Raw genomic sequence first — 17,942 nt, 5'->3', positions numbered from 1 at the left:
CTCGCGTGGCCCCAGCGTCTGCGTTGTTCCCCAGTCGCAGTATCGGCCCCCACTCAGAATGCTAGGGGTGCGAGGCCGCCTGAAGAGCGGGCTGCATCGATCTTTGAGTAATCTTGCGGCAAAGCTGAGGTTCGAGGGGGAGGGTGAGCGCTGATGGTCCGCACTGTGTCTATCTGGCGCTGGCAGCTCGTCTTCACCGGCAGCATCGTGGCGATCGTCGTGATGATCACCGCGTTCAAGCCGCAGACCTTCGCCAACCCACTGGTGGTCGCCGGCGTCGGTCTCGTGATCGTCACCACGCTCATGACCCTGGCGCTGCCGTGGCACCGGCTCCCGCGCACGGCCGCCACCGTCGTGCCGCTCCTGGACGCGCTCGCCGTGGGCTTCACGACCAACGCGCCCGACCTCCGCCTCGGGTTCCTCTGGGTCTTTCCCGTCGTGTGGCTGGCCAGCTACTTCACGATGCCCTGGGTGCTCGGAGGCATCGCCTTCATCAGCGCCACTCTCGTGCTGTTCGCCGATCAGAGCGGTGCCCCGGCCGACATCCTGCTGCGGCTGCTCACCCTCGTGATCACCCTGGGCTTCCTCGGGGTGACGGTCCGCATCGGCGCGCAGCGCTCCCGCGCCGCGCGCCGCCTCCTGCAGCGCCGCTCCGAGCAGGTCAACCGCGCCGCCGAGCGGGCGGAGGCGAACCAGCGACGCGTCACGCAGATCGTCGACGCGCTGAGCGTGGCGCTCGTGGTCGTGACGACCGGCGGGCGCGTCCTGCAGATGAACGACGCCTACCGCACGCTCTACGGTCGTGATCGCTTCGGTGCCGCTCTGCCCTCGGCCGCGGTCGAGTACGACGCGCGGCGTGGCACGGCGCTTCCGCCATCGCGCACCTCGCTCGCCCGAGCCGCCGGTGGCGAGCGGCTGCAGGCGGAACGGGTGTGGCTGTTCGACGGCACGGGACAGTGGCGTGCGCTCGAGGTGAGCACACAGCCGATGGCCACCGCGGGAGAGGGCGAGGACATCACGCTCGTCGTGATCGACGACGTGACGGCGCTGCTCGAAGTCGACGAGGAACGACGCACCTTCAATGCGGTCGTCTCCCATGAACTGCGAAATCCGCTCACCGCGATCCTCGGTCACGTCGATCTGCTCCGCGAGCGCGACGACCTGCCGGGACGCGTGCCGGCGCAGCTCGAGATCATCGCGCACGCGGGTGAGCGGATGCAGGACCTGGTCTCGAGCATCCTGCAGCAGACGAGCCGCTCCGCGCAGGAGCCGTTCGCCCCGGTCGATCTGCGCGAGGTGGTCGAGGCGGCGGCCGCCTCGTACGCACCCGTCATCGCCGGCAACAGACAGGAACTCGGGATCGGGGGCGCCGCACGCCTGGTGATCTCGGGCGATCCCTTCCGGCTGCGGCAGGTGCTCGACAACCTCCTCAGCAACGCCGCCAAGTACACCCCTGCAGGAGGGCGCATCGAAATCGGTCTGGGGACGGCCACGACGGGTCAGGCGGAGGTCACGATCGTCGACGACGGATTCGGGATGACCCCGGAGGATCTGTCACGGGTGTTCGAGCCCTACTTCCGCACCGAGAGCGCTGTGCGTGCCGGCATCAGCGGCACGGGACTGGGAATGGGGATCGTGCGCGAGATCGTCGCCGCGCATGAGGGCAGCATCGACGTCTCCAGCGAGATCGCGGTCGGCACCCGGGTGACACTCCGCTTCCCGCCGCGTTCCCCGGAAGAGGTGCAGACGTGAACCCGCTCGTCCCCGTCAACGTCGACATCACGACGAGCATGGTGGCCGTCGTCACCGTGCTCACGGTGATGGTCGTGGGCCTCGGCACCCTCGCCCGCCCGTCGAAGGCGACGGTGACCTGGGGAGCGGCCTTCGGCCTGGGGATGCTGGCGGCCTACCTCTGGCTCGCGGGCCAGCAGACCGAGGAACCGGTGTTGCGCGGAGCCGCTTCCGCGTTGATGCTCTGCTTCGAACCGCTGGTCTGGATCGGCCTGCGGATGCACCTGGGTCGGCGAGCGCGCTGGTGGCCGGTCGTCGTCTTCATCCTGGTCTCTCCCACGCTCCTGGTGGCCACGGCCGGCAGCGTCTGGTATCTGCCTTCGTTCCAGCTCGTCTTCCTCGGGAGCGCCGTCTTCGCAGGCCTGGTGGCCTACGAGCTGCTGCGGGACAGACCGGCCGTCAGGGACATCGTGCTGCCGCTGGCCCTCGCTTCATGCGGCTTCGTCGTGGTGGCGGTCGTGAGCGCCGTGTCCGCCCTGGTCTCCGGTGGCGCCGGCACCGAGGCGCAGTTGAGCGCACTGCGCGGTATGAATGCCGTCGGCACGGTGGTGGTGAGCACGTGCGCGGCGTTCACCCTGGTGCTGCTGGTGCGTTCGGAGCAGAAGACGAGGGACGCCGATGACATCGCCGACCGCGCCCGTCGCCGGCTCCGCAAGGCCGAGGCGCAGAACGACCTGCCGTGGTCGGTCCTCGACATCCGGCTCGACGATCCGGCCGACCTCCGGGAGGCGTCGACGGGTTCCGCGTTCGCCATGATCGTCGACCGTTTCCATCACGACATCCAGGAGGGGCTCCCCGCGTCGGCCGACGCCGATCGGGTCGCCGACGGTCGCGCGATCGTCGTCATCCGCGGTGGCGACGAGTCGGTCCGGCACCACCTGCGGGGGATCCTGACCCGCATCTCGGTGATCGACAGGGAGACGGCGGTCACCGGGATCCGATCCTCGGCGAGCATCGGCTGGGCGACCGCCTCGGTCGTCGGTTACGACTACGACGCCCTCGTCGCCGCGGCGGGCAGAGCAGCGGTCAGGGCGCGGGATGCCGGCGGCGATCAGTGGAAGCGCGCCACCGCGGCGGATCTCACGTCGGCCTGAGGAGATGTCCGGCTAGGCGGGGCGGGATTCCCGGCCGCGCGCGAGGGCGGCGGCGATCGCTCCTTCGGCCTCGGCATCGGTCTCCGCGGCGGCGGACACGTTCTCGGCGACGACCGCCTCGATGATCTCGGTGCGCTGGATGCGCGTCTCGCGCGGTGCCTTCACGCCGATCCGCACGCTGTCGCCCTTGATCTCGAGCAGCGTGATCTCGATGTCGCCGTCGATGCGCACGCTCTCACCGATCCGCCTCGTCAAAACCAGCATTCGTTCAGCCTAGTGCTGCGGGGACGACGCCGACCGACGGCGTGGGGATGTCTCGTACGACACCGACGGTCTCGATCGTGAGGGCGGCCGCGGTCGCCTCGGTGTACGAGAGCACAGGGAGGCCGTCCGTCTGCGCCGAGACGAGGCGTCGCACGGCCGGCCGCAGCGACGGTGCGCACACCAGCACCGGCTCGCCGCCCTCGTGTACCGAGGCGACGGCCTGCTTCACGGAATCCACCACCGCCTCCATGCGCTGTGGATCGAACACGATCTGGCTGCCGTCGTCGCCCGGGCGCAGGCTCTCGAGCATCGCCTGTTCGAGCATCGGGTTGATCATCACCACGCGCAGGGTACCGGCATCCGCGAACCGGGCGGCGATCGCGGGGCCGAGCGCGGCCCGTGCGGCTTCGATCAGGCCCTCGGGGTCGGTGGAGACCCTGGCGCGCAGGGCGAGCGCCTCATAGATGCGGCTGAGGTCGTTGATCGGCACCCGTTCGGCGAGGAGGCCCTGCAGGACGCGCTGGACCTCGGCCAGGGACATCAGCGCAGGCGTGAGCTCCTCGACGGCAGCGGGGGAGACCTGTTTGAGGGCGTCCGTGAGCTGGCGCACGTCTTCGCGGCTGAGCAGGCGTGCGGCATGGGCGTGGATCACACTGGACAGGTGCGTGATGATCACGCTCGCCCTGTCGATCACGGTCGCACCGGCGAACTCGGCGCTGTGGCGCATCTCCATCGGGATCCACTTGCCTTCGAGCCCGAAGACCGGGTCGAGCGTCGCGGTGCCGGGGAGGCTGTCCAGCCCCTGCCCGAGGGCGAGCACGGAACCCACCGGCGCCGTGCCGCGGCCGGTCTCGACACCGGCGATGCGGATGACGTAGGTCGCCTGCGGCAGCTCGATGCTGTCGCGGGTGCGGACGGGCGGCGCGATGAGCCCGAGATCGAGGGCGATCCGGCGTCGGAGGGCCTTGACACGCGCGAGCAGATCGTCGGGTCCGCCGGTGACCAGATCGATGATGTCGGGGGCCAGGAGGATCTCGAGCGGATGCACGCGCATCTTCTCGATGAGTTCCTCGGGCTGGTCGGCCGGGGCGGCGGAGGGGCTCTGCGCGGCGGCGGCCGCCTCCTCGCGCTTCTGGGTCGCCTTGATGCGCTGGGCGATGAGGAGGAGGAGGGCGCCGATCGCGACGAACGGCAGCATCGGCATGTGCGGGATGAGCGACATGATGATCGCGGCGCAGCCGGCGATGATGAGCGCATTGCGGGATTGGCCGAGCTGGGCGGATGCCGCCGTCCCCATCTCCGCCTCCGCCGTGGAGCGGGTCACGATCATGCCGGTGGAGACCGCCATCAGCAGCGCCGGGATCTGCGTGACCAGACCGTCACCGATCGTGAGCAGGCTGTAGGTGTTCACGGCCTCGTCGATCGTCATGCCGTGCTGCACGATGCCGATGGCGATGCCGCCCACGACGTTGATGATGATGATGACGAGACCGGCGATCGCGTCGCCCTTCACGAACTTGGACGCACCGTCCATCGCTCCGTAGAAGTCGGCCTCGGCGGCGACCTCGGCGCGACGCTCGCGCGCCTCCGCATCGGTGATGAGTCCGGCGTTGAGATCGGCGTCGATGGCCATCTGCTTGCCGGGCATCGCATCGAGCGTGAACCGTGCACCGACCTCGGCGACGCGCTCTGCGCCCTTCGTCACCACGACGAACTGGATGACGACCAGGATGAGGAACACGACGGCGCCGATGATGAGCGAGCCGCCGACCGCGATGGCGCCGAACGCCTCGATCACCTGCCCTGCGTACGCCTCGCCGAGCACCAGACGGGTCGAGGCGACGTTCAGTCCCAACCGGAACAGCGTCGCCACGAGCAGCAGCGAGGGGAAGACCGAGAAATCGAGCGGCTTCTTGACGAACATCGACGTGAGCAGGATCACGAGCGCGAACATGATGTTCAGGATGATGAGGATGTCGAGCAGGAACGGCGGCACCGGCACGACGAGGAGCATGATGATGCCCACGACGCCGATCGGCACCCCGAGCTTGGGAAGCAGCTGTCTCATGCGGTCCTCCGGTAGGGAAGGGAGTGGATGCCGCGGGCCGCCCCGCGTCGTCGCAGCGAGTCGACGAACACGAGCACGCGTGCCACGGCGTTGTACAGGTCTTCGGGGATCTCCTGGCCCAGCTCGCACGCGGCGTGCAGGGCCCGGGCGAGGGTGATCTCGCGCACCAGCGGCACACCGGCGCGCACGGCCTCGTCGCGGATGCGCTCGGCGATCACCCCGCTGCCCTTGGCGACGACCTTGGGGGCGGCGCGGCCGGGCTCGTACCGCAGGGCGATCGCGATGTGCGTCGGGTTGACCACGACGACGTCGGAGCCGGCGACGGCCGCGATCATGCGGTTGCGGCTGACGGCGAGCTGACGCGAACGTCGCTGCTGGCGGATCAGCGGATCGCCTTCGGAGTTCTTGTTCTCGTCGCGGATCTCGCGCTTGGTCATGCGTGTGTGCTTGCGGTTGCGGCGCATCACCACGAACATGTCGATCGCGGCGAGGGCCAGGCCGACCCCGATCGCGGTCTGCAGCAGCGCGGTCGTGCCCTCGCTCGCGGTGCCGAGCAGGCGGGAGATCGAGTGCGCGCCGCTCGCGGTCAGCACGGGCATCAGGCTCGCGATCACGAACCAGAGGGCGATGCCGATGGCCGCGGTCTTCATGAGGGCCTTGGCGCCCTCCCAGAGGGCCTGCATGCCGAACACCCGGCGGATCCCTGTGACGAGGTTGAACTGTTCGAAACGGCCGGTGAGCGGCTTCAGATGCACCCCGCCCTGGATGACCGCGCCGATCAGGGTGACGATCGCGACGGCGGCCAGCATCACGGTGAGCGTCGGGAGCACGGAGGCGAGACCGCGCCCGAGGGCCGCCAGAGCCGCCTGCGGTGTCGGAGCATCGACCAGGGACGTCAGCGTGAGCAGCTGCTCGGTTCCCGCCGAAGCCCCCAGGGCGATGGCCGCCGGCATCGTGACGGCCGCCGCGCCGATCCCCAGCCAGGCGGTCAGATCCTGGCTGCGTGACAGCCGCCCCTTCTTGCGGGCCTCGCTGAGGTGCTTGTCCGTCGCCTTCTCGCTGCGTTCGCCGCTGTCCGTACCGCTCATTCGTGCACCCCCTGCATCATGCGCAGGGCCTGCGCGGCGAGGGAGTCGACGATGCCGGGGAGGACGGCGTAGACGGCGCCCGCGAGCAGCAGCGTCAGCAGGATCTTGACCGGGAAGCCCATCGCGAACGCGTTCAGCGCGGGAGCGACGCGGGTGATGAGTCCCAGCCCGACATCGGCGAGGAACAGCACGAGCACCAGGGGCCCGGCGATCTGCACGGCGGCGAGCACCATCTGCGAGACCCCGTCGACGAGGAGCTCTGCGGGTCCCGCCGCCTGGAACATGCCGTCGACGGGCACGGCCTCGAAGCTGCGGGCGAGCCCGGCCAGGATCAGCTGATACCCGCCGGACGCGAACAGCAGCGTCAGCGCGGTCAGGTGGAAGAGCCGGGTGAACTGGGCGCCGTTCACGAGCGAGTGCGGGTCGAAAGCCTGAGCGAGCTGGAACCCGCCGAACACGTCGATCAGGCTGCCGGCGGCCTGCAGCGCCGAGAAGCACAACAGCACGAGGAAGCCGAGCAGGGCACCGGTGACCAACTGCAGAACCAGGGCCCCGAGGAACGGGCCGGTGTCGAGGTTCACGTAGCCGGGGGCCACGGCCGTGCCCACCGCGAGGGAGAGCCCGATCGCGAGCATCGCCTTCACCCGCACCGGAATCGCCCCGTACGAGAACGGCGGGGCGATCATGATGAAGGCCGTGATGCGCACGGCGGTGAGCATCGTGGCTTCCAGCCAGGCGAAGTCGATCGGGATGTACACGTCGTCATCCGCTCAGCAGCGAGGGGATACGGGCGAACATCTCGTTCGTGAAGGCGATCATCTCCGCGATCATCCAGTTGCCCGCGATGAGCAGGGCGATCCCGACGGCGACGATCTTCGGCACGAACGACAGCGTCACCTCCTGCACCTGCGTGATCGACTGCAGCAGCGAGATGGCGAAGCCCACCACGAGGGCGGTGACCAGCACGGGCGCGGCGAGTTTCGCCGCGATGAGCAGCCCCTGCGTTCCGATGTCGATGACGGCTTCGGGACTCATCCCACCCCTCCGTAACTCTCGAGCAGCGCCCGGATGATGAGCCCCCAGCCGTCGACGAGGATGAACAGCAGGATCTTGAACGGCAGCGAGATCATCACGGGCGGGAGCATCATCATGCCCATCGACATCAGCGCCGCGGCCACGACGAGGTCGATGACCAGGAACGGGACGAAGATCACGAAGCCGATGATGAACGCGGCCCGCAGCTCGGAGATCATGAACGCGGGGATGAGCGTGTACATCGGGACGCTCGAAGGGTCCTCGGGGTTGGGCTGACCCGCCATCCGGGTCATCAGGGCGAGGTCCTCTTCGCGCGTGAAGCGGAGCATCCACTCCTGCAGAGGCAGCTGGCCGACGTCGATGGCCTGCGTGAAGGTGAGCGTGCCGTCGATGTAGGGCTGCACTGCCACCGTGTTGATCTCGGTGAGCACCGGCCACATGATGAACAGCGACAGGAAGAGCGACAGGCCGGCCAGCACCTGGTTGGGCGGGATGGTCGGCAGCGAGAGGGCATTCCTGGTCATCGCCAGCACCACGAAGATCTTCGTGAAAGACGACATCATCAGCAGGAGCGCGGGGGCGACCGAGAGCAGGGTGATGCCCAGCAGGGTCAGGATCGAGCCGGACGGACCGCCGTCGACGCCGTTGATGTCGATCGTGACGCCCTCGCCCGGGTCGTCCGGGGTCACCTGTGCGTGGGCGGCCGTGCCCGACAGGAGCGTCATCACGACGACCAGCACCGCGGCCGCAGCGAGGATCAGCGCGATTCGCCGCAGCGCGCGCCCGTCGACGACCCCACGGGCGACGCTCATCGGGTGCGCCGGATGGCCTCGGCGGTCTGCCGCCAGGTTTCGGGGGAGAGGATGGAGCCACGCAGCGGGTCGTTCCGGTGACGGACCCGGCGTTGCGGCGCCGGGGTCACGGGAGGGCCGGCCGCCGATTCGGTCAGGGCGGTGGCGGCGAGGATGCGGTCGAACTCCTCGGCGTCGGACGCCGCCTCTGACGTCGTCGCCGACCACGTCGACCGTGCGGTCTCCTCCGGCTCATCTGCGGGTCTGACCGGCAGACGGTCGACGACGTTCACGCCGTGCTCGGTGACGCCGAGCACGTACCGGGCGTCCTCCGTCTGGATCACGACGATCTGCGCCTTCGGGCCGACCCCCTGGCGCCCGAGCACCGTGATCGCCTCGCTGTCGCGGCGACGCGCCTGCGTGCGCGCGACGCGTCGCTGCAGGAACCACAGCACCCCGAGCACTGCGGCGAGCGAGAGCACGACCCGTAGGCCGAGCAGGAGGTCGTCCAGGGTCAGGCCTCGACGTTCTCGAGGATGCGGGTGATCCGCACCGCATAGTCCTGGTCGACGACGACGACCTCGCCGTGCGCGATGATGCGTCCGTTGAGCTTGATGTCGGCCGGAGCGCCGGCGGAGCGATCGAGCTCGACGATGCGTCCCGGTTCCAGATCGAGCACATCGCGCACCGCCATCCTGGTGCGCCCGATCTCGACGGTGAGCTCCATCTCGACGCCCGCGATGCGGTGCAGCCGCCGCGAGGACGAGGAGGCACCGGCGGGCGCGCGCGTCACGACGACGGCGAGCCGGCCGACCGTGTGGTCGGCGTCGTCCTGGAGGTCGAAGAGCTGCACGGCCGGGTCGGCGAAGAGGGAGGAGGCATCGCCGACCGTGCCTGCGCCGAGGGCACCGGCACCGAGCGCGCTGGTCGCGCTCTCCAGCGCGTCGCGCAGCCGGTCGGCCAGGGGCGTGCCGCCGAGGCCGTCGACCAGGATCTCGGGCTCGAACAGCTGCACCGCCAACTGCGCGCTCGCCTCACCGACGAACTGCACGACCAGGGCGTCGCCGGTGTCGCCGGAGACCTGCGAGGCGCGCGCGACGAGAGGGGAGGCGGTCGGCAACGATGCGGCGAAGGCGGCGGCGACGGCGGACTCGTAGGTGGTGGTGCTGGTCACGCGGGCTCCTCGGCGAAAGCGGGATCGGGGACGGTGGTGGTCACGACGCAGGCCAAGCGCGCTCCTGCGCTGCCGACGGCTGCCGTGGCGACGGTCTGATCACCGACGGAGAGGACCATCGGACGATCGGCGGAGTGCGGGAACGCGATGACGTCGCCGACGGACAGATCCAGGACCTCGCGGGGCAGCACGGCTCGCGGTGCGAGTCGCAGCGCGAGTTCGACCGGGGCGATCTCGACCTGGCGACGGATCCGGGCGGGTGCCGCGGTGCGCTCGTCGTCGGACGGACGCACGGTGAAACCGGCGAGCACGGAGGCCGGCAGCATCACGCTCGTCGGCACGGTGCGACCGGCGAGCCGCATCGAGAACCGTGCGACGATGACGGGCTCGCCGGATGCCGCCACCTGGGCGAACTGCGAGCTGTACTGGATGCCGCTGAAGGCGACCCCGGTGGGGAGAAGACCGTCGAGTGCACCGGTGAGGTGGTCGATCGCGTCGACGATCAGCGATCGGATCAGGGCCTGCTCGATCGGGGTGAACGTGCGGTCCTCTGAGGCTGCGGAAGCTCGTCCGCCCACCATCTGCACGATCCAGGCGGTCGCGGCGGAGGTCGGCAGCTGCACGATGAGGCGCTCTTCGGAGTCGGGCAGGGCGCACACGATCATCGTGGTCGTCGTCGGCAGCGACTGGGCGTACTCGCCGTATGTCATCATGCCGACGTGCTCGACCGCGATGGTGGCGCGCACGTGGATCTTCGCCGAGAGCTGCGCGGACCACTGGCGGGAGAAGGTCTCGAAGGCCAGTTCCAGGGCTCGGGTGTGCTCGCGCGAGAGGGTCGCCGAACGGCCGAAGTCGTACACCTCGACGTCGGCGGTCTTCGTCGCCGTTCCCGCGCGCACGTCGGAGCGCACGCTGTCCTCGATCACCACGAACCGGACTATCGGGCGGTGAACGGCGTGCGTTAGGTGAGAAGGCGGGTCAGGAGGACGGCTTTCCCGCCTGTGCCTGGGGGATGAGCGCGCGCACCTCCTCGTCCGCATCGGAGAGGACGACGATGTCGACCCGTCGGTTCTGGGCCAGGGCATCGGGGGAGTCGCCTGGGGCGACCGGCCTCGTGTCGCCGAACCCGACCGACTTCAGGTGTGCGGGCGGCAGCCCCGAGGCCTCGACGAGGTGCCGCAGCACCTGGGTGGAGCGTCCGGCGGACAGCTCCCAGTTCGTGGGGTACGGGGCGACCGATCCGCGCACGTCGGCGTGACCCTCGACCGAGATCTCGTTGGCGGTGGTGACCAGCACCGAGCCGAGCGCGTCGAGGACGAGGAGCGCTTTCGCACTGAGCGTCGTGCTGTTCGTGTCGAAGAAGGTCTCGGCACTCACGAGGCCGATCGTGAGGCCGCGCTCATCGATCGTGAAGGTGACGTCGGCTTCGAGACCGTTCTGGGCGAGCACCTGACGCAGGCGCTCACGCAGCGCCGACAGCTCGTTGAACTCGGTCTGCGCAGCGGCGAGGTCGATGTCGGCGAAGTCCTCGCCCTTCTCATCGACCAGTTCGGGAGGCACGACCACGCCTGTCGTTGCGTCGATCTCGTCCGAGGGCTCCTGCCCGAAGCCGGTCGCGAGGGAGGCGCTGAGAGCCTCGAACTTCTCCTGGTCGACGGTCGACATCGCGAACAGCACGATGAACATGCACATCAGCACCGTGACCATGTCCATGTAGGACGCCATCCACCGCTCGTCCGGACCGCTGTGCTCCTCCTGCGGCACGCGGCGACGGGCACGGACGCTCATGACGCCTGCTCCGTCTCCTCGGCTGCTCGGGTGCGGGCCTTCCGGCCGGAGCGGGCGGAGGAGCGTTCGGACACGAGGGCTCGCAGGCGCTCGCCGACGAACTGCGGCGGTGCGCCGGCCTGGATCGCGAGCATGCCCTCCATGAGCACGGTCATGCGTTCGAGCTCGAGCTCGCCGAGACGCTGGAGGCGTCCGCCGATGGGCAACCAGATGAAGTTGGCCGAGAGCAGACCCCACAGTGTCGCGACGAACGCTGTCGCGATCATGGGACCGAGCGTGTCGGGCTTGTCGAGTTTCTCCAGCACGTGCGTGAGGGAGACGACGGTGCCGATGATGCCGACCGTGGGCGCGAAGCCACCGAGCGTCATGTAGAAGCGTGAGGCGGTGCGGTTGCGGGCGGCGGTCGATGTGAGCTCATCCTCCAGCAGCGTTCGCAGGTCTTCGGCGTCGGTCCCGTCCGCGATGCTCTGCAGTGCCTGGCGCAGGAACGGGTCCTTCTCGTCCTCGAGTCCCTGCTCGAGGGCGAGGAGCCCTTCGGCGCGCGCCTTCTCGGCGTAGCCGACCACCGTGTCGATCATGCTCGACGCGGTGCGGCGCTCGCCGCGGAAGGCGCGGGGGAGCGACTTGACCGCATGCAGCGCATCGCGCACCGTGCCGCTCGCGATGCCGACGGCGATCGTGGCTCCGAAGACCAGCACCATCGGGGCGGGGATCAGCAGCGATCCGATGGTGGCGCCCTCGAGGTTGATCATGGCGATCAGTGCGCCGAACGCGAGGACCAGTCCGAGGATGAGAGACGGATCCATCAGAGACCGACCTCGGCATCGGGGGCGGCGGAATCCGATCCGGCGGTGCTGATCAGAGCGGCGGCCGTGGCGAGCACTCCGGCGCGGAACCGGGTGATCTGCGCGATCACGTCATCCATCGTCTCGGTGACGACGAAGGTCGCACCGTCGACCATGATGAGCGTCGTGTCCGGCGTGGCCTGGACACGTTCGATCAGGTCGGGATTCACCGCGAACCGCGAACGGTTCAGGCGCGTGAGGACGATCATGGGCTCCATCCTGGAAAGATCCGTCCGTGTTCCGGGGAGCACGGACCCGACGGCCCGTCCTGGGCTGTCGGGGGTGACTGTCGGCCGGCGGGCTCCGGTCGTTAGCAAGGCCCGGTTCGGGAGGTTCGCGCGACGAAGTTGCCGTCGGCGGGGAGCAGAAGCGCGAGCAGTCCGACATTACTCGTCTTTAATTGATCTAAACCTTATTAACGAGTGCGATACTCGTCTTTGTGGACACTGAAGCAAGTACGCCGGGAACCAGGTGGCCGGCACACACCGTGGAGACGCTTCCGTGGCGCCAACAGGTCCGTGGCGGCACTCGGGAGGATCGGACGCTGGCGTCCGTCGACGCCACGATCCCCCCGATGATCGCGGGTCTCGACTACGCCGCCCCCACGGCGACGGTCGTCGCCTCGGAGGGTGCTCTGCTTGCTATCGCGCAAGCGGATACCGACGCAGAGGGGCATTCGGCGGCGCTGAGCCGATTCATGATGCGCACAGAATCCGTCGCGTCGTCGAAGATCGAGCGGATCACCGCCAGCGCGACCGACTACGCCAGGGCGCTGGCCGGCAACCGTTCGAACGCGTCGGCCACGAGCATGGTGGCGGCGAGCACGGCGCTGCATGGCCTCGTCGCCGGAGTCGGCGACCGAGGTCGGTTCGCGGTCGAGGACCTTCTCATCGCTCATCACGACTTGATGAAGGACGATCCCGTCGAAGCGGCGTATGCCGGTCGTTTGCGTGACATGCAGAACTGGATCGGGGGAAGCGACCACTCACCGCGAGGTGCGCTTCACGTGCCACCGGCGCCGCAACGAGTCGCCGCGTTGATGGACGACCTGATCGCTTTCCTCAACCGCGACGACATCCCGGTGATCGTGCAGGCGGCGATCGGACATGCGCAGTTCGAGTCCATTCATGCGTTCACGGATGGCAACGGTCGTCTCGGCCGCGCCCTCGTGTCGGCCGTGCTTCGTCGCCGTGGCGCTGCCGTCAACGCCGTCGTTCCCCTGGCGAGCGGGCTTCTCGCCAAACGGGACGAGTACTTCGCCGCGCTCGGCGACTATCGGCGGGGTGAGCCGTCGCCGCTCATTGCGCTGTTCGCCCGGGCGGCCCGCGCAGCGGCTTCGTGCTCGCGCGAATCCATCGCCCGCATCAAAGTTCTTCCAGACGAGTGGGCGAACGAGCTGCGCCCGCGGGCCGGTTCTGCGGTCGCCGCGCTGATTCCCGGGTTCTACGATCACCCCGTCATGGCAGCAGGCGAGATCGAGCAGCGCTCAGGTTCGTCGGAGCAACAGGCCTACAAGGCCATCGCTCAGCTCGAAGCGGCAGGATTCGTACAAGAGATCACCGGACGCAAGCGGGACCGTGTCTGGGTCGCCGCCGAACTGCTCGCGGAGCTCGACGACCTCGACCGGCGGATCCAGGCGGAGATGGGCAACTGAAGGACCAACGGCGATCACATGGGCGTCGCTCCGAGATGCTTCGTGCTCGTCACGTCTGAACTGATGGGTGGGTCGAGAGGTCAGCGGTCGGCGAGCAGGCGGTCGCGCACCTGACGACGCAGCACCTTGCCGATGAGCGACCGGGGGAGGTCGTCGACCGCGGTGATCCGGCGAGGCACCTTGTAGGGGGTGAGCCGGGTGCGGCAGAAATCGCGCAGCGCATCCACGTCGAGGGCCGCACCGTCGCGGAGCACCACGGCGGCGGCGACCTCTTCTCCGCCGTGGGGTCGCGGCAGACCGACGACCGCCGCGGCGACGACATCGGGGTGGGCGACCAGCGTGTCTTCCACCTCGCTGGGAGACACGTTGAACCCGCCGGTGATGATGAGCTCCTTGAGGCGGTCGACGATGCTCACGAACCCGTCGGAGGAGACCTGGGCGATGTCGCCGGATCGGAGCCAGCCGTCCGGCAGCAGGGCATCTGCCGTCTCGCCCGGACGCCCCCAGTACCCCTGGAAGACCTGCGGTCCGCGGATGAGGAGCTCGCCGGGCTCGCCGGCGGGAAGGTCGACCGCAGGGTCGGCCGGGTCGACGACGCGGATCTCCGTGCTCGGGAAGGGCACCCCCACGGTGCCGGGGCGACGGGTGGGACCCATCGGATTGCCGAGCGCGACCGGTGAACTCTCGGTCATGCCGTAGCCCTCGACGAGCAGGCCACCGGTCGCTTCCTCCCAGCGCTTCACGGTGGCCACCGGAAGGCTCATGGCCCCGGAGATCGCGAAGCGGACCGTCGAGAGATCGATGGTCCCGCGGGAGGCCGCACGTGCGAGCGCGTCGTAGATCGGCGGCACGGCGGGAAGGAAGGTGGGCGGGGTCGTACGCGCCGCCGCGGTGACCAATCCCAGGTCGAACGTCGGGAAGAGGACGAGTCGCGCGCCGATGCTCATCGCGAAGGTGAGGCACAGGGTCATGCCGTAGGCGTGGAACAGCGGCAGCACGCCGTAGAACGTCTCCTCGCCGTCGACGAGACCCGGTACCCACGCCCGTCCCTGCATCGCGTTGGCACGGAGATTCGCGTGCGTGAGGATCGCTCCCTTCGGGACACCCGTCGTCCCGCTCGTGTATTGCAGCAGGGCGATGTCTTCCAGGCCCGGTCCCACCACCCGTCGGGAGAGGCGTCGGTGATCGGCGAGGCTCTTCCACGCGATCAGGTGCCGCGCCTTCGGGGCGCCGGTGAGCTTCGCCCTGGCCTCGCGGGCCCGGGGCAGGGGCAGGCGGAGCGCGAGGCGCTTCGACAGCGGCATCGCCGTGGTGATGTCGACGCTCACGATGTGCTCGACCCTGACATCGTCGGGGAATCCGGCGACCGTGTCGACCGATTTGTCCCACACGACCGCGACGCGGGCGCCGTGATCCTCGAACTGATGCCGCAGCTCGCGCGCGGTGTAGAGCGGGTTGTGCTCGACCACGATCGCGCCGAGCCGGAGGATCGCGTAGAAGGCGACCACGTGCTGTGGGCAGTTGGGCAGCACCAGCGCGACCCTGTCGCCGTGGCCGACGCCGAGGCGCCGCAGACCCTCTGCCGCCCGTTCGACCTGCTCCCCGAGCTCGCGATAGGTCGTGACCGCTCCGAAGAAGTCCAGTGCCGGGCGCCGCCCGAAAGACTTCACACTCGCCGACAGCATCTCGGGCAGAGTCTGCGACGGGTCCGCGATCTCCGCGGGGACACCCTCCGCGTAGGAGTCGAGCCAGGGTCGGGAGGCGAGCGGGGATTCGGGCATGCCTCCATCCTGCCCGGGATCCCTCTCAGCGGACACCGCATCCGTTCAGCCGAGGAAGAGGAGCACGATCGACAGGATGACGGAGGCCGCGCCGACCCCGGCCAGCGTGATCCCCAGCACCTGGAACGCATGCAGCAGGGGCCGTCGGGGTTCGAACCGCATCAGGCTCGGGTGCCGTTCGCTGAGGAACGCGTCGGCTTCTTCCCGCCCGTGCCAATGGATCGATTCCTCCGCGCGCAGCGGGCGCTCCCAGAAGTCACCGGCGGCGAACCAGCGTGCTCGCGCCCGGCCGCCGTCGTCCTCGACGATGACCACCTCGTGCGGCACCCAGGAGCCGTCGTGCAGTTTCACCAGGAGCACGATCGCGAGCAGCGGGAGCCCGATGCCGAGGCCGATCCACGAGAGGACCTCGGCGATGGTGCCGACAGCGTCGACCGCGTTCATGACCGGCTCCGTTCTCCCTCAGACGACAGTACCGGCGAAACCCGGCGGCCTAGGCTGACGGGGTGGACGAAGACACACGGAACGTGCAGGCGGCGCTGGCGAGCATCACCGAGCACTGGCAGCCCCATCGATTGACGAGCATCAACGACTACGACGTCAAGGTCGTCAAACTGCTCGGCGAGTTCGTCTGGCACACCCACCCCGATACCGACGAGCTCTTCATGGTGGTGCAGGGAGAGCTGACGATCCAGCTGCGCGACCGCGATGTCGTGCTCGGACCGAACGATGTGTTCGTCGTCCCGAAGGGCGTCGAGCACTGCCCCGCGCGCCGACCACGAGGTCCACGCGATCCTCTTCGAGCCGAAGGGCACCGTCAACACGGGCGATGCCGGCGGTGAGCTGACATCCGAGCTCCGCGAATTCGGTTAGGGAGCGGTGGGTGGCGACCCGCGCCGCCACCCACCGACCGAGACTCCGCAGAGTCTCACCGACTCAGCGCTTGAGGTTCGTGAGCTCCTGCAGCACCTCGTCGCTGGTGGTGATGATGCGGGCGTTCGCCTGGAAGCCGCGCTGCGCGACGATCAGGTTGGTGAACTCCTGCGACAGGTCGACGTTCGACATCTCGAGCGCGCCGCTGATGATGCCGCCGAGCCCGTCGGTGCCGGCCTGACCGAGCGTCGGCTCTCCGGAGTTCCCGCTCGGGCGGTACTGGGAGGATCCGGCCTTCTCGAGTCCGCCCGGGTTGACGAATCCTGCCAGTGCGACGCGGGCGAGCACCTCGGTGTCGCCGTTGCTGAACGTGCCGACGAGGCTGCCGTCGTTCATCAGCGCGTACGAGCTCAGGGTGCCGGCCGGCTTGCCGTTCTGCTCCTTGATCGCGACATCGCTGACGTCGGCGAACCCGGTGACCGCCGAGAGGTCGACCGTGACACCGCCGGAGACGATGGAGGAGGCCGCCGGCTGCTTGCCGTCGGTGAACGTGAGGGCGGTGTTGGTGCCGCCGGGCTCGGTGACGTTCCAGCCCGTGGCGGTGCGGGTGAAGGTGAGACGGAGCGACGTGGCCGTGCCCTCGGCGTCGTAGGTCTTGATGTCGCGCACCAGCTGCTCGCCGACGGCGGCACCGGAGGGCAGGTTGCCGGTGACGCGGGCGGTGGTGGTGGCGGTGGCGGGGCTGAGCGCTCCGACCGGAAGGCGGATGTCGCCGATGCCCTGACCGGGCACGATCACTCCGTTCTGGGCCGTCCACCCCTGCACGAGAGCGCCGTCCGCCGAGACCAGCTTGCCGCTCGCGTCGAACGAGAAGCCGCCGTTGCGGGTGTACAGGGTCTCGCCACCCGAGCGCACGACGAAGAACCCGTCGCCGGCGATCATGAGGTTGGTCGGCACGCCGGTGGGCTGCGGAGCCCCGGAGGCGAAGTTCGTGCTGATGCCGGCGACCTGCACGCCGAGACCGACCTGGGCGGGGTTCTGCCCGCCGGCGGCCTGCTGCGGCATCATCGAGTTGCGCACGAGCTGCGAGAGCGAGTCCTGGAACTGCACGGCCGAGGCCTTGAACCCGGTCGTGTTGACGTTGGCGATGTTGTTGCCGGTGACGTCGAGCATGGTCTGGTGCGAACGCAGACCCGAGATTCCGGCGAACAGAGAGCGGAGCATGGTGATGCCTTTCTGGAAGGGACTGGTCAGGACTGCGAACGGGGAGCGAGGGCGACGCCGGAGACGGCGTCGAGAGGGATGGAGGCGTCGCCGATGGTGACGAGGGGCACGGCGCCGGCGTAGGACACCGAGGTGACGATGCCCTTCTGTGTGACACCCTTCTCATCGACGTATTGCGCTTCATGGCCGATCAGAGCGGCTGCGGTCTGGCGCATGCTGAGCGCGAAGCTCTCGGTCGAGGTCGCCGTGAGCGCGGTCAACTGCTCCATCGAGGCCAGCTGCGTGGTCTGCGAGATCATCTCGTTGGTGTTCATGGGCGAACTCGGATCCTGGTTCGTGAGCTGTGTGACCAGCAGCTTCAGGAACACCTCGGAGTCGAGAGTCTTCTTGCGCTCCGTCGGGGGCGTGGTGCTGCCCGTCTGCACGCCGGAGGGCGGGATGGTGCCGGAGATGGGGTCGACCGTGGTCATGG

Annotated in this window: 19 protein-coding genes and 1 pseudogene; 4 read left to right on the top strand and 16 right to left on the bottom strand. The window is 69.0% G+C overall.

The features are described from left to right. Nucleotides 1–153 precede the first annotated feature (153 nt). On the top strand, nt 154–1,752 hold the full coding sequence (locus MicroSTF_RS15985) for a sensor histidine kinase (RefSeq protein ID WP_029258639.1): 1,599 nt from the start codon (nt 154–156) through the stop codon (nt 1,750–1,752). Continuing rightward, the gene (locus tag MicroSTF_RS15980; protein WP_029258638.1) at nt 1,749–2,885 is read left to right on the top strand and encodes a hypothetical protein; all 1,137 of its coding nucleotides are present in this window, start codon (nt 1,749–1,751) and stop codon (nt 2,883–2,885) included. The genes MicroSTF_RS15985 and MicroSTF_RS15980 overlap by 4 nt, the downstream gene beginning before the upstream one ends. Before the next feature lie 12 nt (nt 2,886–2,897). Here the strand turns inward: MicroSTF_RS15980 and csrA are convergent, their stop codons facing one another. The 12 genes from csrA to MicroSTF_RS15920 are packed head-to-tail and all read right to left on the bottom strand — an operon-like array spanning nt 2,898 to nt 12,147. Beyond that, nucleotides 2,898–3,149, bottom strand: a complete 252-nt coding sequence (gene csrA, locus MicroSTF_RS15975; RefSeq protein WP_029258637.1) for a carbon storage regulator CsrA — start codon at nt 3,147–3,149, stop codon at nt 2,898–2,900. A 4-nt stretch (nt 3,150–3,153) separates the two neighbouring features. Beyond that, complete coding sequence (locus MicroSTF_RS15970; protein WP_021198959.1) at nt 3,154–5,217, bottom strand: flagellar biosynthesis protein FlhA; 2,064 nt, start codon at nt 5,215–5,217, stop codon at nt 3,154–3,156. Beyond that, on the bottom strand, nt 5,214–6,305 hold the full coding sequence (locus tag MicroSTF_RS15965) for an EscU/YscU/HrcU family type III secretion system export apparatus switch protein (RefSeq protein WP_021198958.1): 1,092 nt from the start codon (nt 6,303–6,305) through the stop codon (nt 5,214–5,216). Before MicroSTF_RS15965 ends, MicroSTF_RS15970 begins: the two co-directional genes overlap by 4 nt. Further along, nucleotides 6,302–7,063 (bottom strand): flagellar biosynthetic protein FliR, encoded by a 762-nt coding sequence (locus MicroSTF_RS15960; RefSeq protein ID WP_021198957.1) that lies wholly within the window; start codon nt 7,061–7,063, stop codon nt 6,302–6,304. The genes MicroSTF_RS15965 and MicroSTF_RS15960 overlap by 4 nt, the downstream gene beginning before the upstream one ends. A 4-nt stretch (nt 7,064–7,067) precedes the next feature. Further along, the gene (gene fliQ / locus MicroSTF_RS15955; protein WP_021198956.1) at nt 7,068–7,340 is read right to left on the bottom strand and encodes a flagellar biosynthesis protein FliQ; all 273 of its coding nucleotides are present in this window, start codon (nt 7,338–7,340) and stop codon (nt 7,068–7,070) included. Beyond that, entirely contained in the window at nt 7,337–8,152 is an 816-nt protein-coding gene (gene fliP / locus MicroSTF_RS15950; protein ID WP_021198955.1) for a flagellar type III secretion system pore protein FliP, read from the bottom strand. The genes fliQ and fliP overlap by 4 nt, the downstream gene beginning before the upstream one ends. Further along, the gene (locus MicroSTF_RS15945) at nt 8,149–8,613 is read right to left on the bottom strand and encodes a FliO/MopB family protein (RefSeq protein WP_021198954.1); all 465 of its coding nucleotides are present in this window, start codon (nt 8,611–8,613) and stop codon (nt 8,149–8,151) included. Before MicroSTF_RS15945 ends, fliP begins: the two co-directional genes overlap by 4 nt. A gap of 32 nt (nt 8,614–8,645) precedes the next feature. Then, on the bottom strand, nt 8,646–9,305 hold the full coding sequence (gene fliN / locus MicroSTF_RS15940) for a flagellar motor switch protein FliN (RefSeq protein WP_021198953.1): 660 nt from the start codon (nt 9,303–9,305) through the stop codon (nt 8,646–8,648). Further along, complete coding sequence (locus MicroSTF_RS15935) at nt 9,302–10,234, bottom strand: flagellar motor switch protein FliM (protein ID WP_322957020.1); 933 nt, start codon at nt 10,232–10,234, stop codon at nt 9,302–9,304. The genes fliN and MicroSTF_RS15935 overlap by 4 nt, the downstream gene beginning before the upstream one ends. A gap of 49 nt (nt 10,235–10,283) precedes the next feature. Then, the gene (locus MicroSTF_RS15930; RefSeq protein WP_029258633.1) at nt 10,284–11,093 is read right to left on the bottom strand and encodes an OmpA/MotB family protein; all 810 of its coding nucleotides are present in this window, start codon (nt 11,091–11,093) and stop codon (nt 10,284–10,286) included. Then, on the bottom strand, nt 11,090–11,899 hold the full coding sequence (locus tag MicroSTF_RS15925; RefSeq protein ID WP_021198950.1) for a motility protein A: 810 nt from the start codon (nt 11,897–11,899) through the stop codon (nt 11,090–11,092). Before MicroSTF_RS15925 ends, MicroSTF_RS15930 begins: the two co-directional genes overlap by 4 nt. After that, nucleotides 11,899–12,147, bottom strand: coding sequence for a flagellar FlbD family protein (locus MicroSTF_RS15920; RefSeq protein WP_021198949.1), 249 nt, complete (start codon nt 12,145–12,147; stop codon nt 11,899–11,901). The genes MicroSTF_RS15925 and MicroSTF_RS15920 overlap by 1 nt, the downstream gene beginning before the upstream one ends. 230 nt (nt 12,148–12,377) lie before the next feature. On the opposite strand from MicroSTF_RS15920, the gene MicroSTF_RS15915 reads away from it, so the two are divergent. Beyond that, complete coding sequence (locus MicroSTF_RS15915) at nt 12,378–13,592, top strand: Fic family protein (protein ID WP_322957016.1); 1,215 nt, start codon at nt 12,378–12,380, stop codon at nt 13,590–13,592. An 80-nt stretch (nt 13,593–13,672) separates the two neighbouring features. Here the strand turns inward: MicroSTF_RS15915 and MicroSTF_RS15910 are convergent, their stop codons facing one another. Both MicroSTF_RS15910 and MicroSTF_RS15905 read right to left on the bottom strand, forming a co-directional pair. Continuing rightward, entirely contained in the window at nt 13,673–15,373 is a 1,701-nt protein-coding gene (locus tag MicroSTF_RS15910; protein WP_322957014.1) for a long-chain-fatty-acid--CoA ligase, read from the bottom strand. Nucleotides 15,374–15,418: 45 nt separating this feature from the next. Next, nucleotides 15,419–15,817, bottom strand: coding sequence for a hypothetical protein (locus MicroSTF_RS15905; RefSeq protein WP_322957012.1), 399 nt, complete (start codon nt 15,815–15,817; stop codon nt 15,419–15,421). Nucleotides 15,818–15,879: 62 nt separating this feature from the next. Here MicroSTF_RS15905 and MicroSTF_RS15900 point away from each other — a divergent pair. Further along, nucleotides 15,880–16,246 (top strand): annotated as a pseudogene (locus MicroSTF_RS15900) (cupin domain-containing protein). Between the two features lie 63 nt (nt 16,247–16,309). Here the strand turns inward: MicroSTF_RS15900 and MicroSTF_RS15895 are convergent. Further along, on the bottom strand, nt 16,310–17,470 hold the full coding sequence (locus MicroSTF_RS15895) for a flagellar hook protein FlgE (protein WP_029258627.1): 1,161 nt from the start codon (nt 17,468–17,470) through the stop codon (nt 16,310–16,312). A gap of 26 nt (nt 17,471–17,496) precedes the next feature. Beyond that, nucleotides 17,497–17,940: a flagellar hook assembly protein FlgD gene (locus tag MicroSTF_RS15890; protein ID WP_021198940.1), complete on the bottom strand. Its 444-nt coding sequence runs from the start codon at nt 17,938–17,940 to the stop codon at nt 17,497–17,499. Between the last annotated feature and the right edge of the window lie 2 nt (nt 17,941–17,942).

Source organism: Microbacterium sp. STF-2 (assembly GCF_034650155.1).
Taxonomy (GTDB): domain Bacteria; phylum Actinomycetota; class Actinomycetes; order Actinomycetales; family Microbacteriaceae; genus Microbacterium; species Microbacterium maritypicum_A.
The sequence above is the reverse complement of the archived record's forward strand: the minus strand, read 5'-3'. Positions and strand labels throughout refer to the sequence as shown.

What these genes read in the sequence shown, in the direction of transcription:
- MicroSTF_RS15930 (WP_029258633.1), bottom strand. Translation starts at nt 11,093, where the DNA reads ATGAGCGTCCGTGCCCGTCGCCGCGTGCCGCAGGAGGAGCACAGCGGT.
- MicroSTF_RS15910 (WP_322957014.1), bottom strand. Translation starts at nt 15,373, where the DNA reads ATGCCCGAATCCCCGCTCGCCTCCCGACCCTGGCTCGACTCCTACGCG.
- fliQ (WP_021198956.1), bottom strand. Translation starts at nt 7,340, where the DNA reads ATGAGTCCCGAAGCCGTCATCGACATCGGAACGCAGGGGCTGCTCATC.
- MicroSTF_RS15985 (WP_029258639.1), top strand. Translation starts at nt 154, where the DNA reads ATGGTCCGCACTGTGTCTATCTGGCGCTGGCAGCTCGTCTTCACCGGC.
- MicroSTF_RS15970 (WP_021198959.1), bottom strand. Translation starts at nt 5,217, where the DNA reads ATGAGACAGCTGCTTCCCAAGCTCGGGGTGCCGATCGGCGTCGTGGGC.
- MicroSTF_RS15895 (WP_029258627.1), bottom strand. Translation starts at nt 17,470, where the DNA reads ATGCTCCGCTCTCTGTTCGCCGGAATCTCGGGTCTGCGTTCGCACCAG.
- MicroSTF_RS15890 (WP_021198940.1), bottom strand. Translation starts at nt 17,940, where the DNA reads ATGACCACGGTCGACCCCATCTCCGGCACCATCCCGCCCTCCGGCGTG.
- fliP (WP_021198955.1), bottom strand. Translation starts at nt 8,152, where the DNA reads ATGAGCGTCGCCCGTGGGGTCGTCGACGGGCGCGCGCTGCGGCGAATC.
- MicroSTF_RS15965 (WP_021198958.1), bottom strand. Translation starts at nt 6,305, where the DNA reads ATGAGCGGTACGGACAGCGGCGAACGCAGCGAGAAGGCGACGGACAAG.
- MicroSTF_RS15905 (WP_322957012.1), bottom strand. Translation starts at nt 15,817, where the DNA reads ATGAACGCGGTCGACGCTGTCGGCACCATCGCCGAGGTCCTCTCGTGG.
- csrA (WP_029258637.1), bottom strand. Translation starts at nt 3,149, where the DNA reads ATGCTGGTTTTGACGAGGCGGATCGGTGAGAGCGTGCGCATCGACGGC.
- MicroSTF_RS15920 (WP_021198949.1), bottom strand. Translation starts at nt 12,147, where the DNA reads ATGATCGTCCTCACGCGCCTGAACCGTTCGCGGTTCGCGGTGAATCCC.
- MicroSTF_RS15925 (WP_021198950.1), bottom strand. Translation starts at nt 11,899, where the DNA reads ATGGATCCGTCTCTCATCCTCGGACTGGTCCTCGCGTTCGGCGCACTG.